The organism is Stenotrophomonas sp. STEN013 (assembly GCF_056760355.1).
This window is the reverse complement of sequence record NZ_JBRREO010000002.1, coordinates 381,444-404,795: the sequence shown is the minus strand read 5'-3', so window position 1 is coordinate 404,795 and position 23,352 is coordinate 381,444. Positions and strand designations below refer to the sequence as shown.

Below are 23,352 nucleotides of genomic sequence, written 5' to 3'. Positions count from 1 at the left end.
GCAACCGGGTGAATCACTCGGCCGGCGTGATATTCGAAGCCTGGGCACCCTTCGGGCCCTGGGTCACGTCATAGCTGACGCGCTGGCCTTCCTGCAGGCTGCGGAAGCCCTTGGAATTGATCGCGGAGAAATGCGCGAAGACGTCGGCGCTGCCGTCCTCCGGTGAGATGAAGCCAAATCCCTTGGCGTCGTTGAACCACTTGACGGTACCGTTCGGCATGGTGATGCGAGACCTTGTTCGATGAATGGATTGATGCACGCTGAATGAAGCGCACAAACGGAGTATGCAAACCTTAAGGCGGGATGACAATCACCCCCGGGCCAATTCACCCACCAAAGTCGGCAAACCCGCCGAGGCGGCTTCAACGTTGGCCAGCACTTCGGCCATGGTGATTTCCTCGGCCTCGCCGCAACCTGCCGCCCAGTTAGCGACAATGGCCAGGCAGGCGTATTCCAGCCCCAGCTCGCGGGCCAGGCCGGCCTCGGGCATACCGGTCATGCCGACCAGATCGCAGCCATCACGGCGCATCCGCGCGATTTCGGCGTTGGTTTCCAGGCGCGGTCCCTGGGTGGCGCCGTAGCAGCCGCCGTCCTGCATCACCACACCCGTGGCCTTGGCCGCCGCCAGCACCCGGGCACGGAACGAAGGCGTGTACGGATGGCCGAAATCCACGTGCAGCACGTCGCTGCCGTCCTCTTCGCACAGCGTGGAAATACGGCCCCAGGTGTAGTCGATCAGCTGGTCCGGGCAGGCCAGCACGCGCGGCCCGAAGTTATCGGTGATCCCACCGACGGTGTTCAACGCCAACACTCGCGTGGCCCCGAGCCGCTTGAGCGCGGCCAGGTTGGCGCGGTAGTTGATCTTGTGCGGCGGGATCGAATGGCCCTCGCCGTGACGGGCCAGAAATGCCACGCGCTGGCCGTTCAACAGGCCGACCCGGACCGGGCCGGACGGCGCGCCGTAGGCGGTCTGCACCTCGTGGGTCTGCACCTCATCCAGTGCGGCCAGCGTGTAGACACCGGTGCCACCGATCACCGCCAGGGCGATATGTTCCATGCTTGTTTCCTGATGCATTTCAATCATGACGTCTGGCGCGGCGATGGCGGCCAGACGTCATCTCCGGCAGCGCCACTGCGCCCCTTCCTCGCACGGCGGGCACCGGGTGCCCGCACAGCGCGGTCTTATTCCTTCATCGCGTAGATGGCCGGCAGCGGACGCAGCGCTTCGCTGACGTCCATGCCGAAACCGAACACGAAACGGTCCGGCAGTTCGATCCCGGCATAATCGGCCTTGACGTCCGACAGGCAGCGGTCGTGCTTCTTCACCGTCAGCACGGCGATGCGCACGTCGGTGGCGCCCTGCTCGATGCACCACTGGCGCACGCCTTGCAGGGTGAAGCCTTCATCGAGGATGTCATCGACCAGCAGCACGCGACGGCCGAACAGGGCGCTGACCGGGCGGTGCTTCCACACCAGCTCGCCGCCATTCTCGCCGTGGTAGCGCGAGGCCTGCATGTAATCGAACTGGGCGTCCTGGCCGCGTGCGCCCAGCTCCAGCGCGAGCTGGCCGGCGAACGGCAGCGCGCCATTCATGATCGACAGGAACACCGGGACTTCGCCCTTGTAGTCGCGGGCGATGGCATCGGCAATGGCGGCGATGGCGGCGTCGATGGTGGGACGGTCGACCAGCAGATCGGCCTGGGCCACGGCTTGTTCAAGAGTGAGTTTGGACATCAGGCGGTTCTTCCAAGGGTTTCAAGCAAACGGTTACGGATATCGCCATGGCGGGCATCGGCCAGCAGGCCGCCCCATGCCAGTGCGCCATGGGCGATCAGGCCCAGCAGCGCGGCGGTATTGAGGCTGCGGCCGCTCACGGCCTGCAGTGATTCTTCGACCAGTTCCGGGTGGCAGACCAGCACCACATCGCAACCGGCATCCAGATGGGCATCGACCCGGCCCTTGACGCCCCCGGCCGCGAACGAGGCCGCCATGCCGATGTCGTCGGAGAACACCACGCCGCGGAAGCCCATCTGCTCGCGCAGGATCTGGTTGATCCAGCGCGGCGAATAGCCGGCCGGCTCGGGGGCGACCTGCGGGTAGATGACATGGGCCATCATCACCGCATCGGCCCCGGCGGCGATGCCGGCGCGGAACGGCAGCAGGTCGTGGGCTTCGATTTCGTGCAGCGGACGCGGATCGATCGCGGTGTCGACATGGGTGTCTTCGCGCACCGTGCCGTGACCGGGAAAATGCTTGAGCGTGGCGGCCATGCCGGCGGCATGCATGCCGCGCACATAGGCCGCGGTCAGTGCCGCGACCACCTGCGGATCTTCGGCAAAGGCGCGGTTGCCAATGGCCAGATTGCCGTGGCCCACGTCCACCACCGGGGCGAAGCTCAGGTCGATGCCGCTGGCGCGGATCTCGCTGGCCATCAGCCAGGCATGCTGCTCGGCCAGCGCCAGCGCGGCCGCCGGATCGGTGGCATGCAGCTTGCCCAGCCCGTCCAGTGGCGGAAGATCGCTATAGCCTTCGCGGAAGCGCTGCACCCGGCCGCCCTCCTGGTCTACCGCCAGCAGCAGCGGACGCGTGGTCGCGGCGCGGATGGCCGAGGTCAGCTCGACCACCTGCGCACGCGAGGCGAAATTGCGCTTGAACAGCACCACGCCGGCGACCGCATCATGCTGCAGCCAGCCGCGCTCCTGCGCGGTCAGTTCAGTGCCGGCGACGCCGATCAAAAGCATGCGGGGGCTCCAGTTCGCCGCAAACCGCGGCGTAGCGGCGCATTGTCGCAGATGGCGCCCGCCACGTCAGACTCCGCGCTCAGATACTGCAGCCGTCCGGCCCGCAACCCGATTCATCCTGGCCCGGCGCAACGGCGGGGGCCCGCTCGGCGGCGACCTTGGCCAGCACCTCGGCGAACGCCTCCGGTGGCTGGGCGCCCTGCACCGCATAGCGGCCATTGATGACGAAGGTCGGCACCGACCGGATACCCAGCGCCTGCGCCTGACCCAGCCCGGCACGCACTTCGGCCAGCCCCTCGTCCGAATCGAGCAATTGCTGGACCCGCACGGCGCTGATGCCGCCCGCCGCCGCAGCGCCGGCGAGCACCTGTGGATCGGCCAGATTGCGGCCCTGCGCGAAGTGGGCATGGAACAACGCCTCGCCCACTTGCTCCTGCACGCCTTCGCGGCCCGCCAGCCACAGCAGACGATGGGCCGGCAACGTGGTCACCCGCACCTGGCCCTGCTCGAAATCCATCGGCAACCCTTCGGCACGCGCGGCCGCCTGGGTCTGCGCCAGCATCTGCGCGGTGCGTTCGGCCCCGCCGAACTTGGCCGCATAGGCCTCGCGCAGCGGTACGGGGGTGGCATCGGCATCGGGATCGAGCAGGAACGGGTGCCAGTGCACCTCCACCGGCGGTGCGTTTTCGCCCATCAGCTCAAGCCCGCGCTGGAAGCGATGCTTGCCGATCCAGCACCAGGGGCAGACCACGTCGGACCAGATATCGATACGCATGACGGTTTCCTTTGATCGGCGGTATCAGCCGCGCTCTTCAGCGCTCCATTGCGCATACGGACGCGAGGCCAACGCCAGGTTGTAGTAGCGCAGCTCGTCGGTGACTTCGGCGCCGGCCCAATCGGGCTTGTCGAACACCTGGTCGGCGCTCTCCAGCTCGACCTCGGCCACCACCAGCCCGGCGTTTTCGCCGAGAAACTCATCCACTTCCCACAACAGGCCGTCGTGACGGACCAGATGCCGGCGCTTGTCGATCAGGCCCCCGACGCACAGCGCCAGCAGCTCGCGCGCCTCACCCACCGGCACCGGGTATTCGAACTCCTGACGGGTGTGGCCCAGCTCGCGCGACTTGATGTTCAGGTAGGCCGCCTCGCCCTGGATGCGCACGCGCACCGAAGCCTTCTGCGCACCACTGTCCATCGCCCCGACGTCGTTGAGGTAGCCCTGCGCCATCGGGATCACCGCATGCGCCGCAGCGCGCCAGCCATCGCCGCGGACGCGGAACTTGCGCTCAATCTCGATGCCCACGGCTTACTTCCTCTCGAACACGGCAATGCTTTCCACATGGGCGGTGTGCGGGAACATGTCCATCGCCCCGGCACTGACCAGGGTGAAGCCCTGTTCGTTGACCAGATAGCCGGCATCACGTGCCAGCGAGCCGGGATGGCAGCTGACATACACGATGCGCTTGAACTGCTTCAGTGGCAGCTGCTGCAGCACATCGATGGCGCCCGAACGCGGCGGGTCCAGCAGCAGCTTGTCAAACCCCTGCTTCATCCATGGCGTGTGGCGCTGGTCCTGGGTCAGGTCGGCGGCGTAGAACTGCGCGTTGTCCAGACCGTTGCGCTGCGCGTTTTCCTTGGCGCGTGCGACCAGCCCGGCCTCGCCTTCCACGCCCACCACTTCACGCACCGTGCGCGCCAGCGGCAGGGTGAAGTTGCCCAGCCCGCAGAACAGGTCGAGCACGCGTTCATCCGGCTGCGCATCCAGCAGCGTGAGCGCGTGGGCGATCATCTGCTGGTTCAATTTGGCGTTGACCTGGATGAAATCCAGCGGACGGAACGCCAATTCCACATTCCACTGCGGCAGCGCGAAGGACAGCGCCACACCGTCGGCCGGCCACAGCGGCTGCACTGTCTCCAGACCGCCGGATTGCAGGTAGATCGCAAAGCCGTGCTCCTGACCGAACGCGATCCACGCCTGCGTGTCAGCGTCGGACAGCGGCTGCAGGTGGCGAATGGTCAGGGCGATGGCGGCATCGCCACCGATGAACTCGATCTGCGGGATATCGCGCTTGCCGTCCAGCGTCTCGATGAAGGTCGACAGCGCCGACACCTTGGTGCCGATTTCCGGAATCACCGTCAGGCATTGCTCCAGATCGGCGACAAACCGTGGATCCAGTTCACGGAAACCCACCAGGGTCTTGTCCTTTTTCTCCACCCGCCGCACCGAGAAGCGGCCCTTGCGGCGATAGCCCCAGCTGTCGCCGGCCAGCGGCGGCAGCACGGTACCGGGCTTCACATGGCCGATGCGCTCCAGGTTGTCCATCAGCACACGCTGCTTGGCAACGATCTGCTGCAACTCGTCCAGGTGCTGCAGCACGCAGCCGGCACAAACACCGAAATGCGGACAACGCGGCTCAACGCGATGCGGCGATGCCGTCAGCACCTCCACGGTGCGGGCCTCATCGAAGTGCCGGCTTTTGCCGGTCTGCTCGGCCATCACCGTTTCCTGCGGCAACGCGCCGCTGATGAAGGTCACCTTGCCACCCTCGCCTTCACGGCGGGCCACGCCACGGCCATCGTGGCTCAGGTCGAGGATGTCGGTCTGGAACGGCGTTTTGTCTATGCGGGGGGTTCTGGATCGGGCCACGTGGCAAACGGCTGCGCGCAAAAGGGGGCGTATTGTCGCAGATGCGGCACAAACGGACTCCCGTCGCTTGCGGCTGGCTCACGCCTCGCTAAGATGCAACCTGCAGCTGACATGGAGGCAGCCATATGAATACGCATGATCAGGGGACAACCATTCCCCGCTTGCTGCTGGTCGAGGACGACATGACCAGCCAGGGATTTTTCCAGGCCGCACTGGAGTCGTTGCCGGCCCACGTGGATATCGCCGATTCGTTCGCCAGCGCCCTGCAGCGCAGCGCGGCTGTGCGCCACGACCTGTGGCTGATCGATGTGAATCTGCCCGACGGCGACGGTCCGGCCCTGCTCAGGCGCTTGCGTGAAATCCATCCGGGAGTGCCGGCCGTGGCGCACACCGCGGACGCCTCCGCGACGGCCGGCCAGCGGCTGCGCCAGGCAGGATTCTGCGAAACACTGATCAAACCCATGAGCCGCGAAACGCTGCTCAAAACCGTGCGCCGCACGCTCGCCCGGGGCGGCGACGATGCCAGTTTCGTCAGTGAGGAATCGGCTTCGGACTGGGACGAAACCGCGGCACTGAGCGCGCTCAACGGTCAGCGCGAACACCTGAACGCGCTGCGCGACCTGTTCCTCAGCGAGCTTCCCACGACCCGGGATGCCGTGGTCTCGGCCTGCCAGCAGCACGATGAGGCGATGCTGCGCTCCCAGCTGCATCGCCTGCAGGCCAGCTGCGGATTTGTCGGTGCATCGCGACTGGGCCGGGCGGTACGCCAGTTGCAGCAGGCCCCTGATTCGCAGGTGGCGCGGCAGCAGTTCGCCACCGCGGTGGACGCGTTGCTGCACTGAGTCAGGTCAATCGCGGCGGGCGTTCAGATCACCGAGCATCTCCCACGATTTCAGGCCACGCCCGCCCAGATGATGCAGCAGCACCGCACGCATCTGCGGGCGCAGGCTCGACAGATCATCTGGCGCCGGGATGCGGTCTTCGGCCAAGGCCAGCAATGCCGCGCCGGTAGCCAGATGGCGCCGCTCGCCGGTACTGCGCTCGCTGAGCAATCGCTGCGGCCCGCCTTGCGGGTCCAGCCGGTAACGGGCAGCCGGCTCGACCGGCTGCCCCTCGGCCGTGTACTGCCAGTCAAAGCCGACACCCAGCGCTTCCAGCAGATCCCGCTCAAAGCGCCGCAATGACCACGCCAGTGGCTCGCTGCCTCCCAAGCGGGAGCGCACCATTGCATAGGCCTCATAGAGCTCGGGCAGCGGGTCCTGGCGAGGTGCCAGGCGCAGGACCAGTTCGCTGATATAGAACCCGGCCAACATCGCCGGCCCCAGCAGCCGCGGCGCGGCGTCCTGGCTTTCCGCACGGCGCAACTGCGCCAGCTCGCCCTTCATGACCGCATCGAAACGGATGTATTGCAGGGGCTGCAATGCGGCGCGCAATACCTGCTTGCGCGGACCGTGTACGCCGCGCGCGAGCAGGCCCAGCCGGCCGTGCTCGCGGGTCAGCACCTCGACCAGCAGGCTGGTCTCGCGCCACGGCCGCGCATGCAGCACATGGGCGGGTTCGTCATCGATCCGCATGGACGATCACCGGCGGGCGATCACGCTTGTGCCTCAGTTGTCGCCGTAACCGAATGCCTTGAGCGCGGCCTCGTCATCGGACCAGCCTTCGCGCACGCGCACCCAGGTTTCCAGGAACACCTTGGCATCAAACAGACGCTCCATCTGTTGCCGGGCCTTGGCACCGATGTCCTTCAGGCGCGCGCCGCCCTTGCCGATCACGATGGCCTTCTGCCCCTCGCGCTCGACCCAGATCACCGCACCGATACGCAGCAGATTGCCATCTTCGGCGAAGCGCTCGATTTCCACGGTGGTGGCGTAGGGCAACTCCTCACCGAGCTGACGCATCAGCTGTTCGCGCACCAGCTCACCGGCAAGGAAGCGCTGGCTGCGATCGGTGATTTCATCCTCGCCGAACATTGGCGGCGCTTCCGGGACCAGCTTCAGCAGATCCTTCACCAGCTGCTCGAGCCCATTGCGCTTGAGCGCGGACACCGGGTGCACGGCGGCAAAATCACGGCCTTCGGTGATCTGCTGCAGGAACGGCAGCAGCGCGCCCTTGTCCTTCATCCGGTCGACCTTGTTGACCACCAGCACCACCGGGATACCGGCGTCGCGCAGCACGTTGAAGGCCAGCGTGTCCTCTTCGTCCCAGCGCCCGGCCTCGATCACCAGCAAGCCGGCATCGACACCTTCCAGCGAGCTGCGCGCCGCCCGGTTCATCACCCGGTTCATCGCCCGCTTCTGCTGGCGATGCAGGCCCGGGGTGTCAACCAGCACCAGCTGCCCTTCCGGGAACGTGGCAATGCCCAGCAACCGATGGCGCGTGGTCTGCGGACGGTTGGAGACGATGCTGATCTTGGCCCCGACCAGGGCATTGGTCAGGGTGGATTTGCCCACATTGGGGCGACCGATGACGGCAACACTGCCGCAACGATGGGAGGATGAGTCGTTCACTTCGAATCCAATTGCTCGATCGCGGCCGCGGCCGCCTGTTGTTCGGCCAGCCGCCTGGAAGTGCCTTCGCCTTCAGTCGCCACGGCAGGGTCAGCCACGCTGCAACGCACATGGAAGTGCTTGGCATGGTCGTCGCCGGTCTCCGATACCAGCTCGTATACCGGCAGTGTCTTCTGCCGGGCCTGCAACCACTCCTGCAGGCGGGTCTTGGGATCTTTTTCCGGCTTGTTCACCGGCACGGCGGCCAGCGCGGCCTCGAACCAGGGCAGCACCCGGGTACGGCAGGCCTCGAATCCAGCATCCAGGTAGATAGCGGCCACCACGGCCTCCACGGTGTCTGCCAGGATCGAGTCGCGCCGGTGCCCGCCGGACTTCATTTCACCCGGCCCCAGGGTCAGGCGCTCGCCCAGTTGCAGCGCACGGGCGACAACTGCCAGCGCGCCTTCGCAGACCAGGGTGGCGCGGGCACGGGTCAACGCACCTTCGTCGGCCTTGGGCCAGCGCAGGAACAGCGCTTCGGCGATCAGCATATTGACGATGCTGTCGCCAAGGAACTCCAGACGCTCGTTATGCGGAGCGCCGGCACTGCGATGGGTCAGGGCCTGCTTGAGCAAGCCCTGATCCTTGAACGGGTGACCGATCAGATCACCCCGCTGGAATGGTTTATTCGGCACCGCGTTTTGTCAGATCCTGAGAATTGTCAAAGCGCCCGACGATATCCAGATTGCCGATCAACGCCTTACGCACCTCGTAGTTGACGCTCATGCGCCAGCCGCCTTCGATACGGTCAAACTTGATGTTGTCTCGCTTCACCGTATCGGAATAATTCATATCCATGCGCTTGAAGAACAACTCCTGCGCTTTGCCAGGATCCATGTCCGCGCTGCCGGACTCATTCGCCAGCGACTTCATTGCGACCTTCACCGCGTAAAATTCCTGATACATCGGGAACAGCTTCATGCCGATGTAAAGCGCAAAGCCAACAACGGCCAGCACCATCAGGAACGAAGTCAGCGTCATACCGCGCTGCTTGCGATTCATAGCCTTGTGATTCATAGCGATCTCCCCAGAAACGCGTTGTGAACTCATTGGATTCCCGTCCCGATCCGCGACGGTTCGAAGCTGCCCTTGCAGAACCAGCCCTCACAATTGAGCCAGATCAGGAAGGCCTTGCCGCGCAGATTCTGCTCCGGCAGGAAATGGGTCTGGGTCCAGAAACGGCTGTCTTCGCTGTTGTCGCGATTGTCGCCCATCACGAAGTACTGGCCGTCCGGCACCACCCAGTCCCCCTGTCCCATCGGACTGGCGCGCCCCAGCCATTCCAGAACAGTGTGCGTGCGCCCGGGCAGATTTTCTGTGAGCAAGGCCGCACCGGTCATTTCCGTACCGCGCCCTTTGCCGATGTACTCGCCGAGTGCCTGGTAAGTCACCGGCTCGCCGTTGATCGACAGCGTGTCACCGTGGAAGCCGATGCGATCTCCCGGCAAACCCACCACGCGCTTGATCCAGTTCTGGTCCGGCGCGTGCGGCGGCTTGAACACCACCACATCGCCGCGTTTGGGCTCGCCCACCGGAATGATCTTGGTGTTGGTGATCGGCAACCGGAAACCATAGGAGAACTTGTTGACCAGGATGAAATCGCCGATCAGCAGGTTGGGCATCATCGAGCTGGACGGGATCTTGTACGGCTCGGCAACGAAGCTGCGCAGTACCAGCACCACGGCCAGCACCGGGAAGAAGGCCCGCGAGTAATCGACCAGCGCGGGTTCTTCGCCCTCCAGCAACGAGGCATTGGCGGCCCGGCGCTTGGCCAGAAACCACTTGTCCAGCAACAGCACCAAGCCCGAACCCAGCGTCAATACCACCAGGGCGATTTCAAACCATTTCATCCGTCATCCTTAGCGTTGCAAAGACGCAGCCCGGGGCAAGGCCCGATTACTTGTTGTCCATCTGCAGCACGGCCAGGAAGGCCTCCTGCGGAATTTCCACGCGGCCGACCTGCTTCATGCGCTTCTTGCCTTCCTTCTGCTTCTCCAGCAGCTTCTTCTTGCGCGAAACGTCGCCACCATAGCACTTGGCCAGCACGTTCTTGCGTATCGCCTTGACCGTGGTACGGGCGATGATCTGCGCGCCAACTGCGGCCTGGATGGCCACGTCGAACATCTGCCGCGGGATCAGGTCTTTCATTTTTTCGCACAGTTCACGACCACGGCGGTCCGCATGGCTGCGGTGCACGATCAACGACAACGCGTCGACCTTGTCGCCATTGATCAGCACGTCCAGGCGCACGAACGGACCGGCGTCGAAGCGCACGAAGTGGTAGTCCAGCGAGGCATAGCCACGGCTGACCGACTTGAGCTTGTCGAAGAAGTCCAGCACCACTTCGGCCATCGGCAGCTCATAGCTGATCTGCACCTGGCTGCCCATGTAGTTGATACCGATCTGGCTGCCGCGCTTCTCTTCGCACAGCTTGATGATGCTGCCGATGTGTTCCTCGGGGGTGAGGATGTTAGCGCGGATGATCGGCTCGCGGATCTCTTCCACCTGGTTGATCGGCGGCAGCTTGGCCGGGTTGTCCATCATCACGATGCTGCCATCGCTCTTGAGCACCTCGTAGATCACCGTCGGCGCGGTGCTGATCAGATCGAGGTTGTACTCGCGCTCCAGGCGCTCCTGCACGATTTCCATGTGCAGCATGCCGAGGAAACCGCAGCGGAAGCCGAAGCCCATCGCCTCGGAGCTTTCCGGTTCGAAGCGCAACGCGGCGTCGTTCAGGCGCAGCTTGTCTAGCGCCTCGCGCAGATCCGGGTAATCGTCCGCATCCACCGGGAACAGGCCGGCAAACACACGCGGCTGCATTTCCTGGAAACCGGGCAGCGGCTCCGGGGCGGGGTCGGCCAGCAGGGTCAACGTGTCGCCGACCGGCGCGCCATGGACGTCCTTGATGCTGGCATTGATCCAACCCACCTCGCCAGCGCGCAGGGCCGGCATTTCCTTGCGTTTGGGAGTGAACACGCCGACCTTGTCGACCAGGTGCCAACGCCCGGTCGACATGACCTGGATCTTGTCACCGGCCTTGATCTGGCCCTGCATCACCCGCACCAGCGAGACCACGCCCAGGTAGTTGTCGAACCACGAGTCGATGATCAGCGCCTGCAACTTGTCGCTGCCGCGGTCGGCCGGTGGCGGAATGCGGTGCACGATGGCTTCCAGCACGTCTTCCATGTTCAGGCCGGTCTTGGCGCTGACCGCCACCGCGTCGGAGGCGTCGATGCCGATCACCGCCTCGATCTCGGCCTTGGCACGATCGATGTCGGCCGTCGGCAGATCGATCTTGTTCAGCACCGGCACCACCTCCAGGCCCTGCTCGATGGCCGTATAGCAGTTGGCCACCGATTGCGCCTCCACGCCCTGCGCCGCATCCACCACCAGCAGCGCGCCCTCGCAGGCGGCCAACGAGCGGCTGACTTCATAGGAGAAGTCCACGTGCCCGGGGGTATCGATGAAGTTCAGGAAGTAGGTCTGGCCGTTGCGCGCCGTGTAGGGCACCGACACCGACTGCGACTTGATCGTGATGCCACGTTCGCGCTCGATCGGATTGTTGTCGAGCACCTGCGCTTCCATCTCGCGCGCGGTCAGACCGCCGCACAGCTGGATGATGCGATCGGACAAGGTGGACTTGCCGTGATCGACGTGGGCGATGATGGAGAAGTTGCGGATCATCCGCATTGAATCGTGTGACATAGGTGGCGGCGGCGCGCGGCGTCGTCAGGATAACGCGGCATTATCGCATGCCGGAGCCGGCCCTCGCACAGGGTTTGGCCGGCAGCTGAACGACAGGAGCCGCCCGAGGGCGGCTCCTGTCCGGTACTGCAGGTATTCGGAAGGGATCAATCCCCAGCCCGGACCGCCACAAACGCGCTGTTTGCGCCCGCCCGCACCAGCAACATGACCACATCCCCCTTCTTGTAGCCGGCGAGCTCGCGGTTCAGCGCGGCCACACTGCCTACCGCGGTGCGCCCCACCTGCAGCACCACCATGCCCGGCACCAGACGCGCCTCACGCGCGGCCTGGCTGTTCACCGCGGTGATCCGCACGCCCTCGCCCGCCTCCAGCCCCAGCTGGCGGCGCTCGGCGGCGGTCAGGTCCGCCACTTCCAGCCCCAGCAGGGCGTTGGCACCGGCCTGCGGCTTGCCCTCGTCGGCGCTGCCCGGGGTTGTGGCGGCACGCTGTGCATCCTCGGCCAGCTCGGTCAGGGTCACGGTGATCTCCCGTGGCTTGCCATCACGCAGGATGCCCATGCGCACCTTGCTGCCCGGCGGCATCGCGCCAATCAGCGGCGGCAGCTCGGAGGAGGTGTTGATCTCGGTGCCATTGACCGAACGGATCACATCACCCACCTCGATGCCGGCCTTGGCCGCTGCGCTGTCGGGCACCATCTGGTTGACCAGCGCCCCCCGGCTGTCAGGCAGCTTGAAGCCCTGCGCGATATCGCTGGTCACTTCTTCCACTATCACGCCCAGCTGGCCACGACTGACCTTGCCGGTCTTCTTGATCTGCTCCACCGCATTCATCGCCAGATCGATGGGAATCGCGAAACTGATGCCCATATAGCCGCCCGAGGCGGAGAAAATCTGCGAATTGATACCGACCACTTCGCCACGCGTATTCAGCAACGGGCCGCCGGAGTTGCCCTGGTTGATCGCCACGTCGGTCTGGATGAATGGCACATAGCGCTGTTCCTGGCCACCGGTATTGCGCCCCAGGGCACTGACGATGCCGGCGGTCACCGAATGGTCCAGGCCGAACGGCGAGCCGATTGCCAGCACCCACTGGCCCGGCTTGAGCGTATTGGAATCGCCCACGCGCACCGTCGGCAGGTTCTTGCCTTCGATCTTCAGCAGCGCCACATCGTACTGGGCGTCGCTGCCGACCACCTTGGCGGTGAATTCGCGGCGATCACTGAGCTTGACCTTGACCGACTCGGCGCCATCGATGACGTGGTGGTTGGTCAGCACATAGCCGTCGTTGGAAATGATGAACCCCGAGCCCATGCTGCGCCCGCGCGGCCCGTTGTCCGGACCCTGCGGCCCCGGCATCTGGAAATCCGGGCCGAAGAAGCGGCGGAAGAACTCCGGCATCTGCTCCATGTCTGGACCTGAGCCAGCCATCCGCGGGTTGCGTCGCGCGCCGATCACGGTTTCCACGTTGACCACACCCGGTCCGACCTGGTCGACCAACTGGGTGAAATCAGGCAGGCCACTGACAATCTGCGGCGCGGGGGCTGAGTTGCGGGCTGCCGCCACCTGTTCTGTGGGCACGACCGGAGCCGGACTCTGCGCACAGGCCACCAGCGGCAACGTCATCGCCAACAGGCCGAACACCTTGGTAGGAATATGAGGGGTCATAAAAATGCGAGTCTCCGATTCAGTCAAAGCGGCAAGAAACATCTGATGACAGCGCGCCTGCGACGGCACGCCGGCAAGACCTCTGAGCGGCCAGCGGCAGCGATGGTCGCGGCCGCAAACCCGCCCTCATTGGCGCGGCAACAATCGGCGCAATTCGGCCGTATCGGCCCCTTGTTCGGGCAGCCGCGGCTCGAACGGGTAGAACGTTCCACTCCGTTCCTGCTGCGCGGGGAAGCTGGCATTGAGCGCTCCCTGCCCCAGCGATGGCGCCACCGAAGAACGCGGCCAAGGCCGTGCTTGCAAGGTGTTGGCGCTGCTGCCGAACGGATCCTGACGCAGCACCGGTGAGATCGGTGTCACTGCCGGCAGCGACGGTGCCGCGGCGATCGCCCGCTGCGGCGGCTCGGCCATGCGCACCGCACTGGCACGTGCCGATTGCCGGCTGCGCGTGGCGCTGCCGCGACGCGTTGCCTCCTGACGGCGGGCGGCGGCAACGGCGACAGCCGAAGCCGAGGCCACCGAGGCAGCGGCATCGGTCGCCCCCGGCGCAGGACCGGTCGCCGCCGGTACCGCCGGCGAGGTGATCTGTGCCGTGGTAGCGATCACCGGGTCGGGCATCGCCGTTTCCGGCAGCTGCTCGCGGGCCATGAACAGGGCCACCGCGGCAACCGATGCCGCCAACGCTGCCCCACCGCCCCAGCGCGCCCAACCACGGCGCGACGCCTGCCGCGGCGCCATGCTGACCGGGCCGTACTGGCCGATGTCGGCCGTGATCGCCTGGCGGACCTTCAGGCCAAAATCGCCCGGAGCCGGCGCACAGGCCTGGCCGCGCATCGCGTCGCCCAGCAGCTGCCAGCGCTCCTGGCAGCCGGAAAGTTCACCGTCATGCTCGATCCGCCGCAGCATGAAGCGCGCCTCATCGGGCGCCAATTCGCCGTCCACCAGCGCCGACAGCTGCTGCCGGTAGTGGGCGTGGAATTTGTCGACAGGGGGGTCCATCAGCTCGGGAATACGGTTGTCGGGGTTCATGCGCGACTCCGCTCACGGGTGGCGCTGGCCGTATCCAGCAAAGGACGCAGCTGGGCATCGATGGCCTCGCGCGCACGGAAGATCCGCGAACGCACCGTACCGATCGGGCATCCCATCTTCTGCGCGATTTCCTCGTAACTCATACCTTCCACCTCTCGCAACGTAATGGCCGAGCGCAGCTCTTCGGGCAACGCATCGACCGCCTTCATCACGGTCTGTTCCAATTCCTGCCGCATCAGTTCGCGTTCGGGCGTATCGGTATCGCGCAAGCGGGTCCCACTGTCGAACTGTTCGGCATCCCCGATGTCGATGTCGTCCGTCGGCGGTCGCCGGTTGTGCGCGGCCAGATAGTTCTTCGCCGTGTTTACCGCGATTCGGTGCAGCCAGGTGTAGAACTGGGCGTCGCCGCGGAAATTCCCGATGGCGCGATAGGCGCGCACGAAAGTGTCCTGGGCCACGTCCTGACATTCACTCCAGTCGGCAATGTAACGCCCGATCAGCGCGATGACCCGATGCTGGTACTTGCGCACCAGTACATCGAATGCCGCACTCTCGCCGCGCTGCACACGCCGGACCAGTTCCAGATCCAGCTCCTGCGGTGTTTCAACCTCGGCCATAACGGGCCGCACTCCTGTCAGCCCAACCGACGTCGGGCAATGAGACCGCTGCTCGCGGTAAAAGTTCAGTCCCCTCGCCGGAAGGGGGCGCACCGGCTTTTAACTCCCGTTCGGATAGCGTGTACAGGAGTGCCAGACGGCGCGAGCGCATCACATACCCAAGCATTGGGATTTGACGCCGGGGAAACAACCTCTGGATCATAGCGATCTTCTCCATACACAACCGGATGGAACGTCCCATGCTTTCAGGCTTCGATGGGCTCCGCTTCAATCATTGGCACACCGAACTGCGCGAAGACGGCATCGCCGTGCTCAGCCTCGACCGCAAGGACAGTCCGGTCAACGCCATGTCGCAGGACGTGCTGCTGGAACTGGGCGATATCGTCGAACGCCTGGCCATCGATCCACCCAAGGGTGTGGTGGTGCGCTCGACCAAGCCGGCCGGGTTCATCGCCGGCGCCGACCTGAAGGAATTCCAGGAGTTCGACCGCCGCGGTACGGTCAACGACGCCATCCGTCGTGGCCAGAACGTCTACCAGAAGCTGGCCGAGCTGCCCTGCCCGACTGTCGCCGCGATCCACGGCCATTGCCTGGGCGGCGGCACCGAGCTGGCGCTGGCCTGCCGCTACCGCGTGGCGTCCAATGACGCCTCCACCCGCATCGGCCTGCCGGAAACCCAGCTGGGCATCTTCCCCGGCTGGGGCGGCAGTGCGCGCCTGCCGCAGCTGGTCGGTGCGCCGGCGGCGATGGACATGATGCTGACCGGCCGCACCCTGTCGGCCTCGGCCGCGCGCGCGATTGGCCTGGTCGACAAGGTCGCCGCCCCGGCGGTGCTGGTCGATGCGGCCATCGCGCTGCTGCAGACCGGCGTGAGCCGCCCGTTCAAGCAGCGCGCCACCGCCTGGGCCACCAATACCTTCCTGGCCCGCAAGATCCTTGCCCCGCAGATGGCCAAGCAGGTCGCGCGCAAGGCCCGAAAGGACCAGTACCCGGCGCCCTACGCGCTGATCAGCACCTGGGAGTGCACCGGCGGCAGCCCGATCCAGAAGCGTCTGGACGCCGAGCGCCGCGCCGTGGTCAAACTGGCCAGCAGCACGACCGCGCGCAATCTGATCCGCATCTTCTTCCTGACCGAACGGCTCAAGGGTCTGGGCGGCAAGGATTCGGGCATCAAGCACGTGCATGTGGTCGGTGCCGGCGTGATGGGCGGCGATATCGCCGCATGGGCGGCCTACAAGGGCTTCAGCGTCACCCTGCAGGACCGCGAGCAACGCTTCATCGACCCGGCCATGACCCGCGCGCAGGCGCTGTTCGACAAGAAAGTGAAAGACCCGGCCAAACGCCCGGAAGTCGTCGCGCGGCTGAAGGCCGATCTGGCCGGTGACGGCGTGGCCGAGGCCGATCTGGTGATCGAGGCGATCATCGAGAACCCGGAAGCCAAGCGTGCGCTGTACCAGACGCTGGAGCCGAAGATGAAGGCCGATGCGCTGTTGAGCACAAATACCTCGTCGATTCCGCTGGTCGAGCTGCGTGACCACATCCAGCGACCGGCGCAGTTTGCCGGCCTGCACTACTTCAACCCGGTGGCACAGATGCCGCTGGTGGAGATCATCCACCACGACGGCATGGCCCCGGAAACCGAAAGACGCCTGGCCGCGTTCTGCAAGGCGCTGGGCAAGTTCCCGGTGCCCGTGGCCGGCACCCCGGGCTTCCTGGTCAACCGCGTGCTGTTCCCGTACATGCTCGAAGCCGCCACCGCCTATGCCGAAGGCATTCCCGGTCCGGTGATCGACAAGGCCGCGGTCAAGTTCGGCATGCCGATGGGCCCGATTGAACTGCTCGATACGGTGGGTCTGGACGTGGCGGCAGGCGTGGGCAAGGAGCTGGCGCCGTTCCTGGGCCTGCAGATCCCGGCCGCGCTGGCGACCGTCGAGCCGAACAAGCGCGGCAAGAAGGATGGCCAGGGTATCTACAAGTGGGAAAACGGCCGCGCGGTGAAGCCGGAAGTGGCCAAGGACTACCAGGCGCCGTCGGATCTGGAAGATCGCCTGATCCTGCCGTTGCTCAACGAGGCGGTGGCCTGCCTGCACGACGGGGGGGTCGCCGATGCCGACCTGCTCGATGCGGGCGTGATCTTCGGCACCGGCTTTGCCCCCTTCCGCGGCGGCCCGATCCAGCACATCCGCGCCGCCGGTGCCGATGGCTTGGTGGAAAAGCTCAAGACCCTGCAGGGCCGTTATGGCGACCGCTTCGCGCCGCGGCCGGGCTGGGAGCTGCCGGTACTGCGCGAACCGGTGGCCTGATCCCGGAGGGGACCATAAAGAAAAACGGAGCCTGACGGCTCCGTTTTTCTTGCGGATGGACCGCGACGCTAAAAGGCAGGCAATCGACGACGCTGACGTCACTGACCTCGGCGGGAGGCCCGCAACCGGATTGATGCAGGCGTCGCGGCGCCGGCTGCTCTCGCACACTCAGCGATGCACCGCGCCATGATGCCCCTGACGATCCGGCCCATGCGCATGGTCTTTGTGATCGTGATCGTGATCGTGATCGTCCGCAGTCTGCGGCTTCACCTGCGCGCAGTCATCGCCGCAGTGGTCCACCTCCACCTGCAGCGTCACATGGTCGATGCCGAAACGCGCGTGCAACAGGGCGGCCAGTTGCCGGCGCAACACGTCCGCCTCCTGCCCGTCACGCATCACCACATGCGCGGTCAACGCCGGCGTGCTGGAAGCCAGCGCCCACACGTGCAGATCGTGGATGTCGGCAACCCCGGGCTGCCCCCGCAGCACCTGTCCCACATCGGCCAGCACCACGCCGTTGGGTACCCCTTCGAGCAGCACATTGATCGCATCGCGCAGCAGCACCCAGGTACGTGGCAGCACCCACAGTCCGATCAGTACCGCCAGGATCGGATCGACCAGGGTCCAGCCGGTGAAATGGATGACCAGACCGCCGGCGATCACCGTCACCGAGCCGAGCATGTCGCTCCATACTTCCAGATAGGCGCCCTTGACGTTCAGGCTCTCGCCACTGCCGGCACTGAGCAGGCGCATCGCGATCAGATTGACCACCAGGCCGAACGCGGCCACCCACATCATGCCGGTGGAGGCGATAGCCTGCGGCTGCTGGAAGCGCTGCACGGCCTCCACAAGGATGTAGACGCCAACTCCGGCCAGCAACAGGCCGTTGACCACTGCACCGAGCGCCTCCAGCCGGGCGTAGCCATAGGTCCGCCGCGCATCGGGCGGGCGTCGGCTCAGCCGCACCGCGGTCAGAGCGATCATCAGGCCGATCGCATCGGTGGCCATGTGCGCCGCGTCGGACAGCAACGCCAGGCTGTTGGTCCAGAACGCACCGATGACCTCGACCACCAGATAGGAGGTGGTCAGCCCCAGCGCGCACCACAGGGGCTTCTCGTGGCGGATCTCGCTGGGCAGGTGATTGTGGTCGTGGCTCATGATCGACTCCGGGAAACCGGGTCAGCTTAGTCAGCCGCCAGCGGCGGAGACTATTACATCGCCGCCGCGGCCATCCCTCAGCGTGGGCCGAGCACCGCTTCCAGATCCTTGCCCTGCGGCATGCCAGAGCGCAGCTGCACGAGGCCGCTGGCATCCTTGAACACGATGCCCGGCGTGCCCTGGAAGCCCAGTTCCAGCATCGCCATCTCATTGGCGCGCAGCTTGGCCTGCACCTCGGCCGGAACGGTCGGCGCCGGCTTGATGCCGCCCTTGGCGAAGTTCCGCTCGTTCTCCAGCAACGCATCCACCGGCGAAGCGGCACCGAGGATCGCGGCGGCCTTGTTGGCGCTGTCCTCGCGGATCACGCCGACCAGGATCTGCCGGATCTGCACCTTGCCCGACTCCACCCACGGCCTTGCGGCCTGCCAGAAGTGGTTGCAGTACGGGCAATTAGGGTCACTGAAGGAATAGATGATGCGCGGCGCATCGGCCTTGCCCTCGGCGATCCAGTGGCTGCCCTCCACCGCGGCCCATGCCTTCTGCCCCATCGGCCCCTGCACCAGCTCCTTGAGTTTGGCAGCACTCACATCCTCGCCCTTGGCGTTGACCAGCGTGCCGACCACCGCGTACTGGCCATCGGCCGAGACATACACCGCCAACGGTTCCTGCCCGGCCACACCGGCATAGCCGGTCAGGCCGACCGGCGTTTCAAACGTGCCCATGAACTCCACGCCCTGCTCGCGCAGGGTCTTGACCACCGCCGGCTCTGCGGCGGTATCGGCGGATTTCTTCGCGGCAACCGGTACCGCCGCCGGGGTGGCGTCACGGGCGCTGGCGGCCGGAGCCAGCAAGGCGGCCGCAAGCAGGAGCAGCGCGGGACGGGAACGGATCATCATCAACCTCGGAATGGAACGGCTATTGGATCTCGCGCACGCGGGCTTCCAGCGTGGCACGTGAAAGTTCACCCATATGGGCGCGGACCAGACGCCCGTCGGCGTCAAAGAACAAGGTGGTGGGCAGCGCACGGGCACCGGTCTGGCGCATGACCTCCGACTCGGCATCCAGCAGCACGTTGGCCGGCGACATCTTCTCCATGTGCAGATAATCGGCCACTTCCTGTGCCGTTTCCCCTTGGTTGGCGAACACGAAATTCACCGACGGATGCCCCTGCTGCGCCTGCACCAGCACCGGCATCTCGCGCCGGCACGGGCCGCACCAGGTCGCCCACAGATTCAACACCAGCGGGCGCCCCTTGTAACGGTCAAGCGGAACCGGCGCCCCCTGCAGATCCGCCAGCACCGCCACGGGCATGCTCACCGTAGATCGCTGCACCGCGAACAACACCATGCCGCCGATCAGCCAGAACGCGGCACCGGCCACCAGCCCCAGCAGCACCGGCTTGCGCGGCACCGGATGGCGCGTCTTCCAGAGCGCGTACAGAGCAGCGACCACGATCCCGGCAGTGATGGAGAAACCGCCATCGCCCAAGCGGATGATCGATACCGGATCGGCAAGATAATCGCGCAGATGCCACAGCACATGCACCAGCCGGGCCGCCAGCAATCCGCACAGGAACGCATCCAGCACGATCGCCCCAACACGGCTGCGCAGGCCGCCAGCGTCGGCGGTCACTCCCCGCGCCAAGCCCCAGGCCACTGCCAGCGCCGCCAGTGCGACCAGCGCCATCAAGGGAAATGGACCGGCACTGATCACGACACACGCTCCACAGCGCTGACAGGCCTGTCAGGTAGGAGTCGTGGAAGCGATCGGCCCGCGCCGGCAGGTTGTGCGAGCAGAAAAGCAGAAGTCATGGTTAACAGCATGGACGAAAGCAGCCGATTCAGGCTGAACCAACCCCCGCAGTGGCCCCACCGAATAGCCATGAAGCTCACGCTCGGGACAGTTGGAGATCATGGCGCATCCTCGATCGCCAGTTGGGCGAAACGGATGCAATCGTGCAGACACATTCGAACCTGCACTCCTGCTTGCGGAGTACCGCTCCAGCACACCGCTCAAGGTCTCGCTGCTTCCGCCCAAGGCCTGCCTGGACACGCGAAGCCGCCGCAAGTGCTGAGCACTTGCCTCATGGCCCGATAGCCGCGCACTGCGGGTACACCTGTCCGTATCGCCTTGCTCGCGACCTACATCCTGTCAGGATCCAGACGTCACAGCGCAGATCGACCAGCGCCTTGCCGGGTAAATTCTCGGAAACAGACGCACCGCTTGCATCGTGATCTTCCGAGCCGCCAATACAGACGGATATGCCGATAGATCGCGATGCAGCTCAGACATCGCGCCAGCCCACCGCAGCGTTGTAACGGGCTTCCTATTGATTCTGCTCAGACCAGATTGCAGAGCGTGGGTGATGGGCCGGAATACCGCAACCCGCCACATCAATGCAGACAGCGTGCACGGTGCCGGGCCGGCAAGTCGACAGTAGGCACAATCATCTCGCGCCCGAGTTATCCCTCGGCATGCCTGCTTAACCGTTGCCACCCCGGCGACAGGGTTTACGCCGCCACATTGCGAACTCACCGGCCAAAACAGGACAGCCCCGGCGGACCGGGGCTGTCTTGGTGACCGGATACGGCCGGACGCGGCTTAGAAGTTGCGCGGACCGCGCGGCTTGAAGCCACCGTCACGACGCGGGCCGCCCGGGCCACCGGGACGACCGGCCAGCTTCGGCCCGCTCTTGCTGAAGCGCGGCTTGAACGACGGCGCGGCGCCGCCCTGCTCTTCGCCTTCCTCAACCCGGCGCATCTGCAACTGCTGGCCGGACACCCAGACCTTCTTCAGGTGCTGCAGCACATCGCTGGGCATTTCCGCCGGCAGATCCAGTACCGAGTGGTCATCATGGATGTCGATGCGGCCGATGAAACGGCTTTCCAGTCCGGCCTCGTTGGCGATCGCGCCGACGATGTTGGCCGGTTTCACACCGTGCATATGGCCCACTTCGATACGGAAGGTTTCCATGCCGACTTCCGGGGCACTGCGCGGCGCCATTTCACGACGCGGACGCTCACCGAACTCGCCTTCGCCACGCGGCGGACGCGGAGCACGCTCGCCCTCGTCATGCCGCGGAGCACGCTCGAAACGCGGCTCGAACCGGGCCGGACGCTCGCCACGCTCCTCACGGCGCGGGAAACCGCCGTCACGCGCCGGACGTTCGTTGCGGCCAGCCGGCTGCTCGCGCATCCCGGTACGCACCGGCGGCGCCAGAAGGAACGGAGTATCGCCCTGCAGCAGCTTGGCCAGCGCGGCAGCGATGTCGATCGCCGGCACGTTGTTTTCACTTTCGTAGCGCTGCACCAGATCACGGTAAAAATCGGTGTCGCCGGAGGCCATCGCCTGGCCGATGCGCTCCAGGAACTTGGTGACGCGGTGATCGTTGACCGCATCCACGCTCGGCAGCTGCATTTCCTCGATCGGCTGGCGCGTGGCGCGCTCGATCGAGCGCAACATGCCCTTTTCGCGCGGAGTGACGAACAGGATCGCCTCGCCGCTGCGACCGGCACGGCCGGTACGGCCGATACGGTGCACGTAGCTTTCCGTGTCGTACGGGATGTCGTAGTTCAGCACGTGACTGATGCGCTCCACGTCCAGGCCACGGGCGGCCACATCGGTGGCGACCAGGATGTCGAGCTTGCCTTCCTTCAACTGCTGGATGGTGCGCTCACGCTGGGCCTGCTGCATGTCGCCATTGATGGCGGCGGCGGCCATGCCACGGGCCTGCAGCTTTTCGGCCAGCTCTTCGGTGGCGGCCTTGGTACGCGCGAAGACAATCATCGCGTCGAAGGGTTCCACTTCCAGGATGCGGGTCAGTGCATCGAGCTTGTGCATGCCGGCCACCCACCAGTAGCGCTGGCGGATGTTGGCCGAGGTGGTGGTCTTGGACTGGATGGTCACTTCCACCGGATTGCGCAGGTAGGTCTGCGCGATGCGACGGATGGCCGACGGCATGGTGGCCGAGAACAGCGCGACCTGGCGCTGCTCCGGCAGCTTCTTGAGCACGGCCTCGACATCGTCGATGAAGCCCATGCGCAGCATTTCGTCGGCTTCGTCGAGCACCAGCGTCTTGAGCTCGGACAGGTCCAGCGTGCCGCGGTTGAGGTGATCGATCACGCGACCGGGGGTGCCGACCACGACGTGCACGCCGCGGCGCAGGGCCGACAGCTGCTGGCCGTAGGGCTGGCCACCGTAGACCGGCAGCACGCGGAAGCCGGGCATGGCGACCGAATAGCTCTGGAACGCTTCGGCGACCTGAATGGCCAGCTCGCGGGTCGGTGCCAGCACCAGGACCTGGGGCTTGGTGGCGGAAAGGTCGATATTGGACAGCACCGGCAGCGCGAAAGCACCGGTCTTGCCGGTACCGGTCTGCGCCTGGCCAAGTACGTCACGGCCTTCCAGCATTGCCGGGATGGTGGCAGCCTGGATGGGGGACGGGGATTCGTAGCCGACTGCGGCTACCGCCTTCATCACAGACTCGGAAAGACCGAGATCTGCGAACAGCAGCGGTGCGGGGGATTCTTGGGACATGGGTAACTCCGGGGGCCACACCGCGAACGGGCGGGCGAAAAGACGCATATTGTGCGCCCAAACGCACTGCGTTGTCGCGGGGCGGGCGCATGGCCGTTCAGCTGGCGCAAGCACTCGGCCGCCCGGGCGGCCTGCAATTGGCGCACAATAACGCCCGTTTTATCGTGGGAACACCATGCAGACCATCGAATTCGAGCTGGACCGTGAATACGTCGAACTGAAGCAGCTGCTGAAGCTGACGGATCTGGTTTCCAGTGGCGGTGAAGCCAAAGTGATTATCGGCGAGGGCCAGGTCCAGGTCGATGGCGCGGTGGAACTGCGCAAGGCGTGCAAGATCCGCGCCGGCCAGCAGGTGCAGCTGGGCGATGTGCTGATCCGGGTGACCGGGGAGGCCTGAGCCGCC

23 protein-coding genes are annotated in these 23,352 nt (G+C 65.5%); 3 read left to right on the top strand and 20 right to left on the bottom strand.

Features of this window, described 5'->3' with window-relative positions:
• Positions 1-13: 13 nt before the first annotated feature.
• The 7 genes from cspE to rlmD form a co-directional block, all read right to left on the bottom strand.
• The gene (gene cspE / locus ACVOMH_RS06060; RefSeq protein WP_057506519.1) at positions 14-220 is read right to left on the bottom strand and encodes a transcription antiterminator/RNA stability regulator CspE; all 207 of its coding nucleotides are present in this window, start codon (positions 218-220) and stop codon (positions 14-16) included.
• A 90-nt stretch (positions 221-310) separates the two neighbouring features.
• Positions 311-1,057 (bottom strand): S-methyl-5'-thioinosine phosphorylase, encoded by a 747-nt coding sequence (locus ACVOMH_RS06055; RefSeq protein ID WP_481551362.1) that lies wholly within the window; start codon positions 1,055-1,057, stop codon positions 311-313.
• A 125-nt stretch (positions 1,058-1,182) separates the two neighbouring features.
• A complete protein-coding gene (locus tag ACVOMH_RS06050; protein WP_054659156.1) occupies positions 1,183-1,734 on the bottom strand; it encodes a hypoxanthine-guanine phosphoribosyltransferase in 552 nt (183 codons plus the stop codon).
• Entirely contained in the window at positions 1,734-2,741 is a 1,008-nt protein-coding gene (gene nagZ / locus ACVOMH_RS06045) for a beta-N-acetylhexosaminidase (protein WP_481551361.1), read from the bottom strand. Before nagZ ends, ACVOMH_RS06050 begins: the two co-directional genes overlap by 1 nt.
• 79 nt (positions 2,742-2,820) lie before the next feature.
• Positions 2,821-3,516 (bottom strand): DsbA family oxidoreductase, encoded by a 696-nt coding sequence (locus ACVOMH_RS06040; RefSeq protein WP_481551360.1) that lies wholly within the window; start codon positions 3,514-3,516, stop codon positions 2,821-2,823.
• Between the two features lie 24 nt (positions 3,517-3,540).
• Positions 3,541-4,044, bottom strand: a complete 504-nt coding sequence (locus tag ACVOMH_RS06035; RefSeq protein WP_481551359.1) for a CYTH domain-containing protein — start codon at positions 4,042-4,044, stop codon at positions 3,541-3,543.
• Positions 4,045-4,047: 3 nt separating this feature from the next.
• Positions 4,048-5,388, bottom strand: a complete 1,341-nt coding sequence (rlmD, locus tag ACVOMH_RS06030) for a 23S rRNA (uracil(1939)-C(5))-methyltransferase RlmD (RefSeq protein WP_481551358.1) — start codon at positions 5,386-5,388, stop codon at positions 4,048-4,050.
• A 125-nt stretch (positions 5,389-5,513) separates the two neighbouring features.
• Between rlmD and ACVOMH_RS06025 the strand changes: the two genes are divergently transcribed.
• On the top strand, positions 5,514-6,230 hold the full coding sequence (locus ACVOMH_RS06025; RefSeq protein ID WP_481551357.1) for an Hpt domain-containing response regulator: 717 nt from the start codon (positions 5,514-5,516) through the stop codon (positions 6,228-6,230).
• A 6-nt stretch (positions 6,231-6,236) separates the two neighbouring features.
• Here the strand turns inward: ACVOMH_RS06025 and recO are convergent, their stop codons facing one another.
• The 9 genes from recO to rpoE all read right to left on the bottom strand — a co-directional run bounded on the left by recO (position 6,237) and on the right by rpoE (position 14,952).
• A complete protein-coding gene (gene recO / locus ACVOMH_RS06020; protein WP_481551356.1) occupies positions 6,237-6,962 on the bottom strand; it encodes a DNA repair protein RecO in 726 nt (241 codons plus the stop codon).
• A 33-nt stretch (positions 6,963-6,995) separates the two neighbouring features.
• Complete coding sequence (gene era, locus ACVOMH_RS06015; protein ID WP_054658659.1) at positions 6,996-7,898, bottom strand: GTPase Era; 903 nt, start codon at positions 7,896-7,898, stop codon at positions 6,996-6,998.
• Complete coding sequence (gene rnc / locus ACVOMH_RS06010) at positions 7,895-8,572, bottom strand: ribonuclease III (protein WP_057506522.1); 678 nt, start codon at positions 8,570-8,572, stop codon at positions 7,895-7,897. The genes era and rnc overlap by 4 nt, the downstream gene beginning before the upstream one ends.
• Positions 8,562-8,939: a DUF4845 domain-containing protein gene (locus ACVOMH_RS06005; protein WP_089153148.1), complete on the bottom strand. Its 378-nt coding sequence runs from the start codon at positions 8,937-8,939 to the stop codon at positions 8,562-8,564. Before ACVOMH_RS06005 ends, rnc begins: the two co-directional genes overlap by 11 nt.
• Positions 8,940-8,983: 44 nt before the next feature.
• Positions 8,984-9,787, bottom strand: coding sequence for a signal peptidase I (lepB, locus tag ACVOMH_RS06000; RefSeq protein ID WP_481523035.1), 804 nt, complete (start codon positions 9,785-9,787; stop codon positions 8,984-8,986).
• A 46-nt stretch (positions 9,788-9,833) separates the two neighbouring features.
• Positions 9,834-11,627, bottom strand: a complete 1,794-nt coding sequence (lepA, locus tag ACVOMH_RS05995) for a translation elongation factor 4 (protein WP_481523068.1) — start codon at positions 11,625-11,627, stop codon at positions 9,834-9,836.
• A gap of 161 nt (positions 11,628-11,788) precedes the next feature.
• Positions 11,789-13,306 (bottom strand): DegQ family serine endoprotease, encoded by a 1,518-nt coding sequence (locus ACVOMH_RS05990; RefSeq protein ID WP_481551355.1) that lies wholly within the window; start codon positions 13,304-13,306, stop codon positions 11,789-11,791.
• 126 nt (positions 13,307-13,432) lie between these two features.
• Positions 13,433-14,335 (bottom strand): sigma-E factor negative regulatory protein, encoded by a 903-nt coding sequence (locus ACVOMH_RS05985; RefSeq protein WP_481551354.1) that lies wholly within the window; start codon positions 14,333-14,335, stop codon positions 13,433-13,435.
• Positions 14,332-14,952 carry an RNA polymerase sigma factor RpoE gene (gene rpoE, locus ACVOMH_RS05980; RefSeq protein WP_054660742.1) on the bottom strand — a complete coding sequence of 207 codons (621 nt, stop codon included), beginning with the start codon at positions 14,950-14,952 and terminating at the stop codon, positions 14,332-14,334. Before rpoE ends, ACVOMH_RS05985 begins: the two co-directional genes overlap by 4 nt.
• A gap of 239 nt (positions 14,953-15,191) precedes the next feature.
• Here rpoE and ACVOMH_RS05975 point away from each other — a divergent pair, with 239 nt between their 5' ends.
• On the top strand, positions 15,192-17,255 hold the full coding sequence (locus tag ACVOMH_RS05975) for a 3-hydroxyacyl-CoA dehydrogenase NAD-binding domain-containing protein (protein WP_481551353.1): 2,064 nt from the start codon (positions 15,192-15,194) through the stop codon (positions 17,253-17,255).
• A gap of 168 nt (positions 17,256-17,423) precedes the next feature.
• Here the strand turns inward: ACVOMH_RS05975 and ACVOMH_RS05970 are convergent, their stop codons facing one another.
• From ACVOMH_RS05970 to ACVOMH_RS05955, 4 genes are all read right to left on the bottom strand, one after another.
• Positions 17,424-18,413, bottom strand: coding sequence for a cation diffusion facilitator family transporter (locus tag ACVOMH_RS05970; protein ID WP_481551352.1), 990 nt, complete (start codon positions 18,411-18,413; stop codon positions 17,424-17,426).
• A gap of 77 nt (positions 18,414-18,490) precedes the next feature.
• Complete coding sequence (gene dsbG, locus ACVOMH_RS05965) at positions 18,491-19,306, bottom strand: thiol:disulfide interchange protein DsbG (protein WP_481551351.1); 816 nt, start codon at positions 19,304-19,306, stop codon at positions 18,491-18,493.
• A 22-nt stretch (positions 19,307-19,328) separates the two neighbouring features.
• Positions 19,329-20,126 (bottom strand): TlpA family protein disulfide reductase, encoded by a 798-nt coding sequence (locus ACVOMH_RS05960; protein ID WP_481551350.1) that lies wholly within the window; start codon positions 20,124-20,126, stop codon positions 19,329-19,331.
• Positions 20,127-21,014: 888 nt separating this feature from the next.
• On the bottom strand, positions 21,015-22,949 hold the full coding sequence (locus ACVOMH_RS05955) for a DEAD/DEAH box helicase (protein WP_481551349.1): 1,935 nt from the start codon (positions 22,947-22,949) through the stop codon (positions 21,015-21,017).
• A gap of 175 nt (positions 22,950-23,124) precedes the next feature.
• On the opposite strand from ACVOMH_RS05955, the gene ACVOMH_RS05950 reads away from it, so the two are divergent.
• Entirely contained in the window at positions 23,125-23,346 is a 222-nt protein-coding gene (locus ACVOMH_RS05950) for an RNA-binding S4 domain-containing protein (protein WP_054658474.1), read from the top strand.
• Positions 23,347-23,352: the final 6 nt, after the last annotated feature.